We start from the raw sequence: 14,640 nt of genomic DNA, 5'->3' as shown, positions 1-14,640 counted from the left end.
CCCCGTCGTGATCCATATGAATTCCATCATGCCTCACGCGCGCACGAATGAGGAACTGGCCCAGCCGAGTCGCTTACTGTGAGGCTTCGTTGGTGGCGAAGAAGCAACCGCGCGGCCCGTCGGACAGGCCTGCGATCCTCATTGAGGGCATCGCAGTGCAGTCTTCCTCTGATCCCTCATTGACTCGCCTGATCGCCATATCCAGATCATTCTCTGCCACCATACTGGCCGAAAATCAATCCCTTTAACGATCTATGGGCATGGCTGAAGCATCACGCGTTTGCGAACAGCTGCCTCGATAAACACAGCGCATAGCATACGGTCGCCAGAGACAAGCTTAAAAGCGCTCAGCACCGGGCTCGATCACCGCCACATACTGGATTCAATCAACGTGGGGGTGTTGTCATGATTTATGGACTGATGGACAGGTCTACCAAGGTGAGTGCGTGCTTCGCTGACAAAAAAAGCGTGAGGATACGGCAAAAGCGTCCCACGTTAGAGTAAAAGAAACGCCAAGCAGGCAATAGAGGTCGGCGGGATCGCCGCGACGAGCAGCCACAATGGGCCCACTGCATCATCGGAGAAGCCTTTTCGAACAATTGCTAGGCCAGCAGGGTTGGGTGCATTAGCGATTACGGTAAGCCCGCCCCCCGTAACGGCGCCTGCAACGAGAAGATACTTAGCTTCCGGTGACAGACCCTCGATAAGTGAGCCCAAGTAGGTAATCGCGGCATTGTCCATGATTGCGGTCAGCCCCGTTGCTCCGAAGTACAGCGTATGGTCGTCCATTGCCCGGACGATAGGCTGGAGCCACCATTGCTGAATACCGCCCAGTACCACCAATCCACCTAAGAAAAAGGCGACCAGCAAACTTTCGCGAAGCAGCAGCGGCGACTGGTAGCGCTCGTAGGCTTGAGTGAACCCCAGGAAGAATAAAAAGGCGCCAATAAAGACTACTGCGTGGTGAGCGTTAAGCACAATAGCGATCAAAAAGCCGATATGCACGAGCGTCACGCCGAAAGGAATGTTGACTTGCGGCGCCACGCCAGCTTGATCTTCACTCCTTGCCTGGACGTGCCGCCCGATCACCGCGACAAGGATGGTCGCGTTCGCCAGCACGGCGAGCGCTGCCTTCCACCCGAACGTGCTAGCCATAAAGGCGGTGTCCCAGCCCCAGGCAGATGCGACCATCAGCACTGGTGGAGCGGCATATGCGGTCAAAGTGCCGCCAATCGATACGTTCACGAACAAGACCGCAAGCGCACCATATTTCCATTTTTCCTCGATGGGCGTCGTGAACAACCGATCACGCAACAACAACGCCGCCAAGGTCATCGCCGCAGGCTCCGTTATCAGGGAGCCGAGAAGTGGCACGGCGCTGAGAGAAAGCCAGACGGATACCACTTCAGTCCGGAAAGGCAGAAAGGCCGAGATTCGGAGAACGATCTGCGTCACGAGTTCGAGAATCGGGCGACTCGCTGCGACGACCATGATCACGAACACAAATAATGGTTCAGTGAATTCTCGCGATTCAACGTAAGAAACTGAGGCGCCGCTGCCAGAGACAGCCCATATGACAAAGTACAGTATCGCTGCCCACAGTCCGAAAACGACCTCGACTTCGCCAAGAAAATGAAACAGACCGGCGTGGCGGGGATGGCGAACAGCTAACGAGTCAATGAGTTTTCCCGCGAACGTGTGGACGAGTGCGAGGCAAAAAATGACGAGCGCTGAAACTTCAATAGAGTGTGGCATCCTGATACGCAGTAGGAAAGCTAAAATGAGGAGGATGTCGACAAGGCTTGCATCACCGACGCTCGTCGCAAATTCAGCCCGTCAGTCGAGCTTGGCGAAGTCGTCGCAGTGGGGCCAGCCACCTCTGGCATACGCCCCGGCGAACCGGTGTCCTAAGACTCAGATTTGTGGGCAGGGAGAGGGTTATAGCGCTGAGCAAGCGCCTCATAGAGCGGGGGTGCAAAGAGCCGCGATACCCGACTGGCGATCAAAGCAGTGGCCATGAGCGAAATGACCAGTGCGTGCCCGTTGATCATCTCCATTACGATGACGAAGGCGGTGATGGGGCTTTGCGTGACTGCAGCGAGGTAGCCTACCATACCGAGCGCAATGAGCATTGGCAACTGCATTTGAGAAAACAACAGATGAAGCGAGTTGCCAATACCCGCGCCAATCGATAGTGACGGTGCGAATATCCCGCCTGGCACCCCTGGCAGGTAGGACCCGATCATTGACGCCAACTTAAGCAGCGGATATAGGGCTGTCAGATGCGTGTGACTTTCGAGCATCCCGCGTGCTTCCGCGTATCCGCTTCCGAACGTGTGCCCGCCCGAAACCAATCCGATAATTGCGATGGCGAGGCCGCATAGGGCACCGAAAGCGACCGGCCAGCGCGCCCGCAATCGAACAATCATAGCCGGCATCCACCTCTTCGTATTAAGCAGTATCCAGCAGAAAATGCCTCCTGCGACGCCAGCAATCACGCCCGTCAGAACAACAGCGAGGGCCAGGTCGTTGGGGAACTGGATGCCTATGTCGATCGTGCCGAAATAGGTATAGTTGCCACTAATTCCAAGGGCGACGATACCGGCGAAAATGATTGCCGTGATGAGTACGCCGCTCGCGCGCTGTTCGAAGCTTCGCGTCAGCTCTTCTATCGCGAACACTACACCGGCCAGCGGCGCATTGAAGGCGGCGGAGAGGCCCGCCGCGGCACCCGCGAGGGCGAGCCTGCGCTCCAGTGCGGCGCCGGCGATCGACCGGAAGCGGCGTGGATAGAAAACGCGCAAGTTGAACATAAGTGCGGCACCCACCTGAATCGTTGGGCCTTCTCGACCAATGGTGAAGCCGCCGAGGATTGCAAGGAAGGAGATGGCAATTTTGCCGACCAGAATTCGCAAGGTCAGCAAGCGTTCACCAAGCTCAGTTGTCGATCCGTGCAGCGTCGCGATGACCTGTGGGATACCACTGCCCTCGGCGCCTGGGAAAAGTCGCATCGTGATCCAGACACACGCTGCGCTGACCGCTGGGGTAATCAGTAGGGGCAGCCAAGGAAACTGAATGACATAATGAAGGAAGAGGGCATAACCAAAGTCGATCAATTGCGCATACAGGACGGCGACTAGCCCGACCGCGATTGCGCCAAGCCAAAAAACTCCGTAGTGAAGCCATAACCGATGCCCGCGGCGTAGTGCGCGTTTGTCGATGAAGGAAAGCAGCCGCATTAAGCATCTCCGACAGAAGCGAGCAGAAGAGGCAAGAGTATACGCGCCGTCACCTTGGGTTGATGGCGCTTCCCTGGAACGGACCTTGCCTTAACCATTTTTCGCACGCGCCAGGACGCCGTCAACTCCTATACGAGGGCTCGATGATCGCACGATGGCAATGGGTTTTGAAAAGAATCAGCAAGCGCCTCTGGTTTCGCGCGGGACTGTTTTCAGTGCTTGGGGTGGCCACAGCGCTGCTCGCCTTGGCACTCAAACAATATATCCCGGAGGATCTGTCCGCTCGCGTCGGCGCCGACGCGGTCGACAATATCCTCGGCATCATTGCATCGAGCATGCTGGCCGCGACCACCTTCTCGCTGAACATCATGGTGACGGCTTACGGGTCCGCGACGAGCAACGTCACGCCACGCGCTACGCCGCTTCTGGTCGAGGACACGACGACTCAAAACGTCCTGGCAACATTTATCGGCTCATTTCTGTTTAGTCTGGTTGGCATCATTGCCCTCAGCACGGGTCTGTACGGCAAGAACGGGCGAGTGGTGATGTTCGCCGTGACGGTCGGGGTGATCGTATTGATTGTTTATACGCTCTTGCGGTGGATCGACCATCTGGCGCGTCTCGGCCGACTAAGCGAAACAACCGATCGCGTCGAAGCGGCCGCTGTTGAGGCCCTCAAAGAGCGTCTGAGGCGGCCATATCTTGGTGGCAGCCCTTTTTTGAGCGGATCTGTGCCGCCCTCTGCGCGCACTGTTGGCCCTCTGACCGTGGGCTATGTCGAGCATATCGATATGGCCGCCCTCGGCAAACTCACCAGCGAGTCGAACGCAGCGATCTACCTGCTCGTATTGCCTGGCAGCTTCGTAGTTCAAAATACCGTGTTGGCGCGCGTCGAAGGATTTGACGATGCGGCCGATGAGGCGATTCGAGCGGCCTTTTCAATTGGCGTGCGGCGCTCCTTTGAGCAGGATCCGCGTTTTGGCCTATCGGTACTGACCGAAATCGCCTCGCGTGCCTTGTCGCCCGCCGTGAATGACCCGGGCACGGCTATCGATGTGATCGGCCGAGGCGTGCGCATTCTATCTCTTTGGCGGGCGCCAGTGGACGCAGAAGGGGCGACCGAGCCAGGCTGCGAAAGGGTTTTTGTTCCAGGATTGCAGCTTGACGATCTGTTTGATGATTTTTTTGGCCCGATTGCGCGCGACGGTGCTGCGTTGGTTGAGGTGGGCACGCGCCTTCAGAAGGCACTTGCACTACTCGCCCGTATGGACGAGCTCGCGTACGCGGGCCCAGCGGCTCGGCATGCATTGCTTGCACTTAAAAGAGCTGAGCTGGCGTTGCCGCTCGAGGAAGACAAACAGGTTTTGCGCCTTTTGGCGTCACGTGTCGGAAAAGTCACTAATAGCCTGGCGTGATCCGGCTGCTAGAACGAGAAGTGAGATTCACATCCTTTCTTTTATGCCCTTCCGAATCAGCCACCAATTGACAGGATATGTCGCGAAGAAGCCAATGACCATCGCGATTTGCATCATTAGATCCTATGAAGCGAGGCCCTCAACAAGCTGACGCCTAAAATCAGCGTGCTGAGGTTACTCACGGGAGAAGATCATGCGTACCGAGCAGGCATACATGGGTAGTGGTGACGTAATGGTGCTGGCAGTGTCGCTGGAACTGGCGGCGGCCAAGTGGAAAGTCGCACTCCACGACGGCCGGCGCGACAAGCCGGCCGTACACACAGCCGCAGGCCGCGGCGCGTCTGCAGGCAGTGCTGGACTTGATCGAGGCCCATAAAGAGAAGTGGTCGTTGCCCGCCGACGTACGGATTGCCGTCAGCTATGAAGCCGGCCAGGAGGCGTTCTGGATCTGTCGCGCGCTGCAAGCTCGGCACATCGAGTGCTACGTCGTCGATCCGGCCAGCATTCCGGTTGAACGCCATCAGCGACGCGCCAAAACCGACCGGCTCGATGTCATCAAGCTCGTCATCAACCTGCGCGCCTGGCTGCGTGGCGAGCGCGACCGCATGCACGTCGTGCACGCGCCGTCACCGCAGGACGAAGCGTCGCGCCAGTTGATGCGCGAGCGCGGACAACTGCAGAAGGAAGTTCTGCAGCACCTTGACCGGATGCGCAAGCTGTTGGCAACCCTCGGCTGCTGGGATGCGGTCAATCACCGTGCCTTCGCTGGCCGACTTCAGCGCGACGAGGTGTGCTGCCACGACGGTGCGCCATTACCGCGCGAATTGCGCGAGCGGCTACTGCGCGAATGCGAACGCCTGGCACTCGTCGAACAGCAGCTTGCAGCACTGGAGAAGACGCGACAGACGGACGTACCAGCACTCGCGCGCCAGCGTTGCGATGCGCTGGAGCGCCTGCACGGGATTGGAGAAGTAGGCGCGTCACGCCTTGCCCTCGAGCTCTTCTGGCGGGAGTTCAACAACCGCCGCGAAGTCGGTGCGTGCGTCGGGCTGGTGCCGCAGCCCTATGACAGCGGCGACAGTCAGGCCGACCAGGGCATCAGCAAACAGGGAAACCGGCGAGTACGCGCGCTGCTAATCGAAATCGCATGGAACTGGCTGCGCTACCAGCCCAACAGCGCACTCACGAAGTGGTTCAACCAGCGCACGCAGGGCACGGGACCGAACCGACGTGCCCGGCGTATCGCGATCGTCGCGGTGGCGCGGCGCCTCACAATTGCGCTGTGGCGCTATTTGAAGGACGGCGAGATACCCAAAGGAGCACAGCTCAAGTCCACATGAGCCTTCAGGTTTGGCAGGAAGGGAGATTAGGATTAGTCAGGCAGTACATACCGAACAGCTTTGAAGTGACCATGCCCGTATACTGACTGGGTTGCACAGGCAACCGATTTCTTAGATGGGGCATGTTCCTGGTGATGGTTTCCAGCGTAACGCGCATCAGGATAAGGCCTGGCGAAGACGCGCCGGCGGATAGAAGGTGGTAAGACGTTGGAGTCTTACGTGCGCAATGAACGGCTTCAAAACAAAGGAATCCAGAAGATACGGCTGTGCACTAACGAAATGCGAAAAACGCCTTGACGAATTGAACCTCATAGAAGCCAGTATGACCAATCGGTTGGCTTGAGCTCGGGGTAGATTGAAGTTCGAAGTGCCATCCATGCAAACATGCCGATCTCGTAGGCCAGCAGAGACAGCGTGTCAATCTTGGCGGCGGCGAGGAGACCGGCGCGCAAGCCCAATCCGCGCATCGGGCATGTTTTCACGGCTTTTCAGGTCTATGGCGTAAAAATTACTCAGGAACTATTGGGTGTGTCCGCGTACAGACAGTTGTAAATACTTGTAACCGACCGACACTGTACGATAGCTTGGGAAAATTAGATGAAGAACTGGCTTGATTTCAACGCGTTTTTGGGCATTCCTGCCACGCAGTGGCTTTACGGCGCTATCGCAGGCGTGGTGAGCTATGTATTTCTGGTGACCGCGCTGAGATTCGTCGTGGCTCGTCTGGACGCGCTAGCGGGACGAACCGCGACCCACTTTGACGATATGGCCGTGCAAGTTCTTAAGCGAACGCATCGCTTTACAATGGTCATGGCAGCCCTTCTGGTCGGAGCGCAATTTCTTGATCTGCCAGGTAAATGGGAGAGCCGGATAAGTCACCTTTGGTTTCTTGTTATCGGTTTTCAGCTGGCGCTATGGATCAACCGCGGGGTAACAATCTGGACGACTGGACGACTCGAGAGTGCGGCCGCCACCTCCCACAACCCCGTCATTACCACCATGATGTCGTGGATGTTACGGGCGTTGCTGTGGTCGGTGTTGTTGTTGGCTATCTTGGCCAACATGGGCGTGAACATCACCGCCTTCGTTGCCAGCCTCGGCGTCGGAGGTGTAGCGGTTGCGTTGGCGGTGCAAAGCATCTTGAGCGATTTGTTCGCGTCGCTTGCGATCGGGCTCGACAAACCGTTTGAGATTGGCGATTTCATCGTGTTCGGCGATGTCGCCGGAAGCATTGAGCATATCGGTCTGAAGACCACGCGCATTCGCAGCCTGAGCGGAGAGCAAATCGTGTGCAGTAACACCGAATTGCTGAAGAACACGATCCACAACTACAAGCGCATGTCCGAGCGGCGTATCCTTTTTGGATTCGGCGTGACCTACGATGCGAGCCCTGAGCAATTGCGCGAGATACCACAGATCGTGAAACAGGCCGTCGAGTCGGCGGGCAACACGCGCTTCGATAGAGCGCACTTCAAGCAATTCGGAGAGAGTTCGCTCGACTTCGAAGTCGTGTACTACGTGACCGAGCCGGGCTACAACGTCTACATGGATATCCAACAGCATATCAATCTCGATCTGATGACAGCCCTCGCGAACAACGCGGTGGAATTTGCGTTCCCGACTCGTACGTTGCACGTTGTCGGCGATGGCGTGCACGAGGCTGAATCCACCCAGCGACCGGAGCGCCCGGGATCACAGAATCTGACCTTTGGGAATCGACGCATTCATTCTTAGCGAGCTTGTATTGAACGAGCTCTGATGAGCCGGCAGCGCCGGCTGGCGGTCCAATCCGACGCTCGATGATGGCAGTCTATCGCCCAGGGCAGCGCGAAGATTCGGGAGCACAGAACCTCGAGATGCTACGCAATAATCGACAGAGTCAGCGGCATCTTGCACAATTCGATCATGCGATTCCGTTCAAAGCACCTCAGCTTTTCTCGTAGCAGTGTCGAATTTCCTCAGCTTCCCAAGTGGCGCTCGCATTTTGTGGGCGCGAGCTTCGGTGCTGCCTTCTTCCTGCTCGCGGGCCGGGCTTTTTGGGTTCAAGGCATTAACGACGACTTCTATCGGCGGCAAGGCGAACTTCGGCAAGTTCGTGAGCTCACGGTTCACGCCTCGCGCGGGCGAATCCTCGATCGAAATGGTCAGGCGCTTGCGTTGAGCCTCCCGACTCGTACCTTGTGGATTGATACGTCCGAGCCGTCGACTCGACTATCGTCGCAGCAAGCGAGTGCGCTTGGCAAGCTGCTTGACACGCCGGCACGCGAAATTGAAAGGACGTTTGCTGATCGAAGGCCGTTCGCGTATCTGAAGCGCCAAGTCGCCGTGGATGTGGCTCGACGCGCAATGCAGTTGGCCGTTCCTGGCTTATTCGCCCAGGAAGACTATCGGCGCTCGTACCCTGAAGGCAATTCGGTAGCACACGTCGTTGGCTTTGCTGGTGTCGATGGCATCGGCCAGGAGGGCATGGAGAAGGTGAGAAATGGGGACCTGAGGGGGATCGATGGCACTCGACGAGTCGTGCGCAACGCGCGTGGACAAGTCATCGAGACACTCGCGACGGTGCCACCTCACAATGGTCGTGACGTCACGCTGGCGATTGATCAGCGGATCCAGCACGCCGCGTTCAAGGAACTGCGTGCCGCCGTCGTCAAGACGCAAGCTCGCTCGGGCTCAGCGATTGTGCTGGATGCCCACACGGGCGAGGTACTCGCGATGACGAATTTTCCGAGCTATGACCCTAATGTTCGGGGTGACCGCAGCGGCGGGGCGATGCGTAATCGTGCGGTTACCGATGTTTTCGAACCCGGTTCTGTCATGAAACCGTTCACAATGGCACTCGCCCTACAAAAGCACCGGATTACGCCGGCAACGGTCGTACCAACCGGGGGCGGACGCCTCCGGCTCGACGGCGTCACGATCCACGATGACAAGGATTTCGGCACATTGACTGTGCCGGGGGTTCTGCAAAAATCGAGCAATGTCGGTACGACAAAGATTGCGCTTCTGATGAAGCCTGCCGAAATGTGGGCCAATTTCCGCGCTCTTGGGCTCGGACGTGACCCGCAGGTGGGGCTTCCCGGCGCATCGGCGGGGAGGGTGAGGCCCTACCAACGTTGGCGGCGCATCGAACAGGCGACGATGTCCTATGGCTATGGGCTCTCGGCATCGTTGTTACAGCTCGCCCAAGCCTACACGACCCTTGCCAATGACGGCCAGTTCGTGCCTGCGTCGATTTCCTCCCTGCAGGGAAGGATTGTCGAGAGCCGGCAAATCTATTCGCCGCGCGTTGCACGGGAGGTAAAGAAGATGATGCGCAGCGTTGTCTCTCCTGATGGCACGGCGCCTCAAGCCGCAGTGCCAGGATTCTCGGTAGCCGGCAAGACCGGCACAGCCTATCAGTGGACGGCGAAGGGCTATGATCGCCGCCAGTATCTTGCTTCATTCATCGGTATTCTTCCGGCCGGCAGACCGCGCGTGATTATCGCAGTGTCAATCGATCACCCGCGCCGAGGCTCGCATTTTGGCGGCGCTGTGGCTGGACCACCGTTTGCACGTATCGCGGCTGAAACGATGTATCTGCTCAACGTTGCGCCGGACAAGCCGGTGGCGGATAAAAAGCCGTCGACCTGACTACCTTTTGCCGGACCTCAAATTGGCGATGCACCAAACCTTCTCACAGGGGTCACCAGTTGCTGGACGTCATCGCTATCTGCCTTTCCGCTACCGCGATACTCGCCTATGTGAATCATCGCTTCGTCCGATTGCCAACAACAATCGGGGTGATGGTCACCTCGCTCGGCCTATCGCTCGCTCTTGTGGGCCTCGACTCGCTCGGTTTTGCGCACGACTTACGGCTTGCCGAAGAGTCGCTGGTGCGTTCAATCGATTTCAGTGAGGTGCTGTTGCAGGGCATGTTGTCGCTCCTCCTTTTTGCGGGCGCGATGCACGTTGACATGGGAAAGCTCACGACGTACCGGCGGCAGATCGTGGCGCTTGCGGTTCTGAGTACCATGGCGTCGACGCTTATCGTCGGTGTCGCAATGTGGCTCCTTTTGCCGATGGTCGGCGTTGATCTGGCGCTGCCATATTGTCTGTTGTTCGGCGCTCTGATCTCGCCGACGGATCCGGTTGCCGTCATGGGCATCCTCAAATCTTCCGGTGCACCCAAGAGCCTCGAGGTCGTGATCACCGGCGAATCTCCGTTCAATGACGGCGTCGGCGTCGTACTCTTCTCGTTGTTGCTGGCGATGGCGAAGAGCGGCGCCGTTCCATCGTTCGAGACAGGACTTCTTGCGCTTTTGCGAGAGGCGGGCGGCGGGCTTGTGTTTGGCTGGGTGCTCGGATACGGGCTATTTCGCCTCTTGAGGAGTGTCGACCAGTATCAGGTCGAGGTGTTGCTCACATTGGCGGCCGTGATCGGCGGCTATGCGCTCGCCAGTCACTTACATATTTCCGGTCCGTTGGCGATGGTCATCGCCGGCGTGATGATCGGAAACCGCGGTCGAGCGCATGCGATGTCGGACACCACGCGCCAGTACGTCGACATGTTCTGGGAACTCGTCGATGAAATTTTGAACGCGGTTCTTTTCGTGCTCGTTGGCATGGAAGTGCTTTTGATCGCGTTTCCTAGTCGTATGCTGCTCGCGGGTGCCGTTGCAACGGGCGTAGCCTTGTTGGCAAGATTGGTGACGGTAGGCATACCAGTTGGCGCGCTGAGCCAGCTAGTGCGCTTGCCAACGGGTTCGTGGAAAGTGCTGACCTGGGGCGGACTGCGAGGGGGAATCTCAGTGGCACTCGCGCTGTCGATCCCTTCGGGAAACTCCCGCGACATTATTCTCGCGCTCACGTATTGCGTGGTAGTGTGGTCCATCCTTGTGCAAGGACTGACGATCGCCCGTGTCGTGCGAAAGGCTGTCGGCTCTCGTTAGTAGATGCTCGCGCCCGCCAGCAGATCGCCCATGACTAGTACCTGGACACGAATCGTGGCCTGAACGGGTCCCGCGATTGCTGCGTAATCTCTTGTAATCGCCAGAACTGCGTCTGAGGGAGGAGGGAGTTGTGAGAGCGGACAAGCACGGCGTGGGCGACAAGACTGAGCAGTTTTACAACAGCGAATATGGTTTGCACGGCGGCCTAGAGGTGTATCAGCGGCATGCACGACTGAACGCGCGCAAGCGCATCGGCTACACCGCTCTCATAGTTGCAGGAATTGCTCTGCTCGCCATCTCGTTGTTCGGGCTCGTCGCTATCTTTCAATTTAGAGGGGCGCCCGACCCTCCTTTGGGGTCAACGAGCAGCCCCTTGATCCGAGATCCGCGGAGTGCCGGCAGCCCGGCGCCTGTCTGCCAAACCAGTTGCGCATCAGCGGAAATTTCGGATGCGCATCCGTAGGATGTAGCAAAGGGCAGGGGCGGTCAATATTGGTTTTGCGTTTTCCCACGCTTGTCTGCGGTACGCGGCGAGGTATAGGTATTCAGAATGAATATGTTTGGGCTGGCCCTTCGAAAGCCGACTTTTTGGGAAATTACTCTGACAGCTGCGGGTTGCACATTGTTGCTAGTCGTGACGCTCGTAGTGTGTTTGGCCTTCGGTTACGCGCCGGATACAACAACGAAGGTCGTGTTCTCTGTCTCCCTTGCATGGGGATCTCTCTGTAACGTTCTTGGTATCCGGGTGCTGGAAGGGGAACGCCATATCCTGCTACTCGTGGGCGGATGTGCGTTCTTGAATTTGATCGCACTTGGGCTTATCGACGCGATGACTACGTGAGCAACGGCAACGCAGACGATGCCTGACGACACGCCATACCCAAGTTTCGGGACGAAGGCGGGCCCAATCGTTCTTGGCTCCGTCTTCCGAGGTAGGTGCTATCGAAATCACCCGCACTGAATAACTGGATATATCAGGTTTTGGATCTCGTCGCTCCAAGCCGCGTCTCTTGCGCTGGCGCGTGAGAAGGCGGATTCGCGAGCCGCAGGGGTGCGTGGGGAAGTCTGACTTACTTTCCGGCTCTCGACCGCGCAGCGACGGGCAAACCTTCCATCTCTAGCGCGGCATCTGTCAAGGGGTACTTTCTCGATAAATAGATCACTGGGGCGCCTCGACAGATTATCGCTCCGACGCCATGGGACAGAGGTCCGAAGAACTCTGTGAATGCATGTTCGAAGATGTTTTTGGAATACGCTATCGTTGCAGAATAGCTCGATTAAGACAGGAGTAAGACCCATTAACGCAGTCGCAGATATCGAGTCATCTCATCTTCGCATGTCGATGCCGAGTGTCTTAACAGAGCAAGGCTGTCGTTAAGACGGCAAGGGCTATTACGGCCGAGAATGCGAAATGAGACGGTTTGCAATAGTAGGCAATGCCCGCAGAGCACACGTCTAACCTACTAGCCCGGTTCACGTTCAAAAGCTTGAGACTGGCCTCCTTTTTCGCAAGATTCGGCCTACCTTCTAATCGGTCATAGCATCGAGGCACGCTCAAACTTAAGCTAGTCTTTCCAGCGCGTCCTACGGTGGGAAGCTGCGCCCAGTCAACTGCGGTCTTGCGCAAAGGCATCGTGAATCTGGGACTGAGGTTCCTTCGTTCTGGCCGAGCGCGCGCGATCGAAGGACGGGCCATCACCAGTGAATCGAAAGGGACGCCATTTTTCGCTGCATCGAAGTGATGCATACAGGTGCCAGACGTCGCATCTTAAGTTCCGGTTAAGTTGCGTCCGTATTCTGATTATGCGCGGATCGTCGCGCTGACTGAGCTGGCACTTTTTGAGTCGTACTCGGTTGCTGCATTACCGCTGACGAAGCAGGCCATCAATTGGAAGAAGTTCAGAAGTCCGGACGTCCAGTTTTAGCTGTCGCCGCGGCGCAAAGCGGCGGTTGTTCTGTAGGTCGTGGATTCGGGCGCAAAGCGACGTAAGGCGCTGAGCAGCGGGAAGACGACACGGGCATATTGCTGACGTCGGATTTCCGGGCCGGCCAAGCGCACAAGTAAAGAAAGGAGATCCCACTGTGGACGTGTACTACGGCACCGCGACCATTCATCCGATGGCCGAACGCGAGGGACAACGGTTTGTCGCGCTGGCCATTATCACAAATGAGGCGGGGGATCGGCAGAGTACGGGAATTCATGGTCAGTTTGCTAGCGAAAGCGCCGCGTGCCGGTTTGCGGTCCGGAGCGCGAGCGCGTTCCTTGAGGGCCAAGTCCTTCCGCTGCCCCCAATCTCGAACGAACGGCATCTGGATGTTGGTTTTTTAGCGAAGTGCCCATAATACCGGAATGTAAGTCGTTGCCTTCACACGAGGACGATCGCGGTGCACGGCGGCCAATACGGTACGGTGCGCCCAAACCGTCGGGTCGCTACCTAATCAAGCTTTCACCAGAAGAGGATCGTACTTTTTTTGGAGAGGGATCATGAGACGTCTGTATGTCGCGGCGCTTCTCGCAGCGCTCGCAAGCCCAACGGTTTCGTTAGCAGCCAACGGTGAGACACGAGGCTCTGTCGCCGGCGCCCAGGTAAGTGAGAACGCAGAAACCTTCGGACTGTTGCATCCGGAGATGAGTCGAATTGACGGGCGGATCTCAAGATGGTCCAAGAATGGGCCTGCTCTGGACCAGTCGGGGTATGGATTTACATACGGCGGATCATGGGAGTCTTCAGCCCCAAGCAATATCCTACATGAGCGGAAGGCGCTGTATGTGCACCACTAGCTGCGCGATCATTAGCGGTGAGTGTTGGGCTTGGGTAAAGTCATTGACAACGCGGGCCCGAAGGATCAAAGATGTGCAATTGTCAAAGTTGGCACGAAAGCACTCGAAAGTCTGACCCGTGCTTGCGACTGATGCTTTCGCGGTGCAGAGTGGTGCGAGCAGCGCGTGTTTTTGTATGATTTCGCGACTGAGCGTATTGGGACTCAGAAGTCAGCGCAAGCTAGCCCCCAAAGCTTGGGAAACTCCTTCGCCCAGTCGCCCGAAATTACCTGCTGCGCCTCTTTGAGCGGAAGCTCACCCGAGCATACACAACGCTTCAAAAGTACGGCGAGACGTCGTTTTCGACGCGCGCCTGCGTGCCCCTCCCAGGGCACAATCTCGAAGTTTGCTTGATCGGTTGGCGTCCCACCGAGTAGGACGGGAACCCGGAAATCAAATGTATATTGCCACGCAGTCTCGGGCTGAACGCCACGCTCTCTCAGAAGACGGTCCTTCCATTTAAGACGACTATCTAGCGAAGGAATGACCTTTTCGACATACGCCGGTTCACAGATTGTGTTGGGGACCGTCGTCTGGGTAACTCGTGGATCCAGCAATTCAGGACGCTGTCCATACACGGATGCGGGAGCGACGGTCATTCCAATGAAAAGCAACCAGCGCTCGGGCTAAAGGGCTGTATGTGCGCAAACATGTGCTGATGTCGGGGTCGATGCGGTCCCACGATGTCACCCTCATTTTCCCGTCAAGCAAAGCGGAGTTCCCATTCATCTAAGAGAATTTCATTGCCAGATAGGGGCATCCGTCAATGATACAAGTTGACTAAACGCCTTCAAGCGCTCAGGTAGATCGTTACGTAGTCGGTCTTGCAGAATCGCGCGAAGCCAAGCGCAGCGTGCGGATAGGTGCAGATAAGCAGTTGCGAAACTCCCAGTT

8 protein-coding genes and 1 pseudogene are annotated in these 14,640 nt (G+C 57.3%); 5 read left to right on the top strand and 4 right to left on the bottom strand.

The window, feature by feature from the left end; genetic code table 11:
- Positions 1 to 495 precede the first annotated feature (495 nt).
- Together AWB65_RS32490 and AWB65_RS32485 are read right to left on the bottom strand one after the other, a co-directional pair.
- Positions 496 to 1,755 (bottom strand): putative Na+/H+ antiporter, encoded by a 1,260-nt coding sequence (locus tag AWB65_RS32490; RefSeq protein ID WP_087670935.1) that lies wholly within the window; start codon positions 1,753 to 1,755, stop codon positions 496 to 498.
- A 152-nt stretch (positions 1,756 to 1,907) separates the two neighbouring features.
- Positions 1,908 to 3,239: a chloride channel protein gene (locus tag AWB65_RS32485; protein ID WP_087670934.1), complete on the bottom strand. Its 1,332-nt coding sequence runs from the start codon at positions 3,237 to 3,239 to the stop codon at positions 1,908 to 1,910.
- A 143-nt stretch (positions 3,240 to 3,382) separates the two neighbouring features.
- On the opposite strand from AWB65_RS32485, the gene AWB65_RS32480 reads away from it, so the two are divergent.
- Positions 3,383 to 4,654, top strand: a complete 1,272-nt coding sequence (locus tag AWB65_RS32480) for a DUF2254 domain-containing protein (RefSeq protein ID WP_087670933.1) — start codon at positions 3,383 to 3,385, stop codon at positions 4,652 to 4,654.
- A gap of 27 nt (positions 4,655 to 4,681) precedes the next feature.
- On the opposite strand, the gene AWB65_RS32475 is transcribed toward AWB65_RS32480, so the two are convergent.
- Positions 4,682 to 4,768: a DUF4396 domain-containing protein gene (locus tag AWB65_RS32475; RefSeq protein WP_268808273.1), complete on the bottom strand. Its 87-nt coding sequence runs from the start codon at positions 4,766 to 4,768 to the stop codon at positions 4,682 to 4,684.
- Between the two features lie 79 nt (positions 4,769 to 4,847).
- Here AWB65_RS32475 and AWB65_RS32470 point away from each other — a divergent pair.
- Positions 4,848 to 5,994 (top strand): annotated as a pseudogene (locus AWB65_RS32470) (IS110 family RNA-guided transposase).
- Positions 5,995 to 6,302: 308 nt separating this feature from the next.
- On the opposite strand, the gene AWB65_RS32465 reads toward AWB65_RS32470, so the two are convergent.
- Entirely contained in the window at positions 6,303 to 6,461 is a 159-nt protein-coding gene (locus AWB65_RS32465) for a DUF4396 domain-containing protein (RefSeq protein ID WP_087670931.1), read from the bottom strand.
- A 130-nt stretch (positions 6,462 to 6,591) separates the two neighbouring features.
- Between AWB65_RS32465 and AWB65_RS32460 the strand changes: the two genes are divergently transcribed.
- From AWB65_RS32460 to AWB65_RS32450, 3 genes are all read left to right on the top strand, one after another.
- Entirely contained in the window at positions 6,592 to 7,728 is a 1,137-nt protein-coding gene (locus tag AWB65_RS32460) for a mechanosensitive ion channel family protein (protein WP_087670930.1), read from the top strand.
- A gap of 156 nt (positions 7,729 to 7,884) precedes the next feature.
- Complete coding sequence (locus AWB65_RS32455) at positions 7,885 to 9,627, top strand: peptidoglycan D,D-transpeptidase FtsI family protein (protein WP_235007962.1); 1,743 nt, start codon at positions 7,885 to 7,887, stop codon at positions 9,625 to 9,627.
- Between the two features lie 59 nt (positions 9,628 to 9,686).
- The gene (locus tag AWB65_RS32450) at positions 9,687 to 10,925 is read left to right on the top strand and encodes a cation:proton antiporter (protein ID WP_087670928.1); all 1,239 of its coding nucleotides are present in this window, start codon (positions 9,687 to 9,689) and stop codon (positions 10,923 to 10,925) included.
- Positions 10,926 to 14,640: the final 3,715 nt, after the last annotated feature.

It is taken from the genome of Caballeronia humi, assembly GCF_001544475.1.
Classification (GTDB): domain Bacteria; phylum Pseudomonadota; class Gammaproteobacteria; order Burkholderiales; family Burkholderiaceae; genus Caballeronia; species Caballeronia humi.
Note: the sequence above shows the minus strand (reverse complement) of the source record. Positions and strands in the feature narration are given on the sequence as shown.

Coding starts and splice junctions, on each gene's coding strand:
- AWB65_RS32490 (WP_087670935.1), bottom strand. CDS start 1,755: ATGCCACACTCTATTGAAGTTTCAGCGCTCGTCATTTTTTGCCTCGCA.
- AWB65_RS32465 (WP_087670931.1), bottom strand. CDS start 6,461: ATGCGCGGATTGGGCTTGCGCGCCGGTCTCCTCGCCGCCGCCAAGATT.
- AWB65_RS32460 (WP_087670930.1), top strand. CDS start 6,592: ATGAAGAACTGGCTTGATTTCAACGCGTTTTTGGGCATTCCTGCCACG.
- AWB65_RS32480 (WP_087670933.1), top strand. CDS start 3,383: ATGATCGCACGATGGCAATGGGTTTTGAAAAGAATCAGCAAGCGCCTC.
- AWB65_RS32485 (WP_087670934.1), bottom strand. CDS start 3,239: ATGCGGCTGCTTTCCTTCATCGACAAACGCGCACTACGCCGCGGGCAT.
- AWB65_RS32475 (WP_268808273.1), bottom strand. CDS start 4,768: ATGCAAATCGCGATGGTCATTGGCTTCTTCGCGACATATCCTGTCAAT.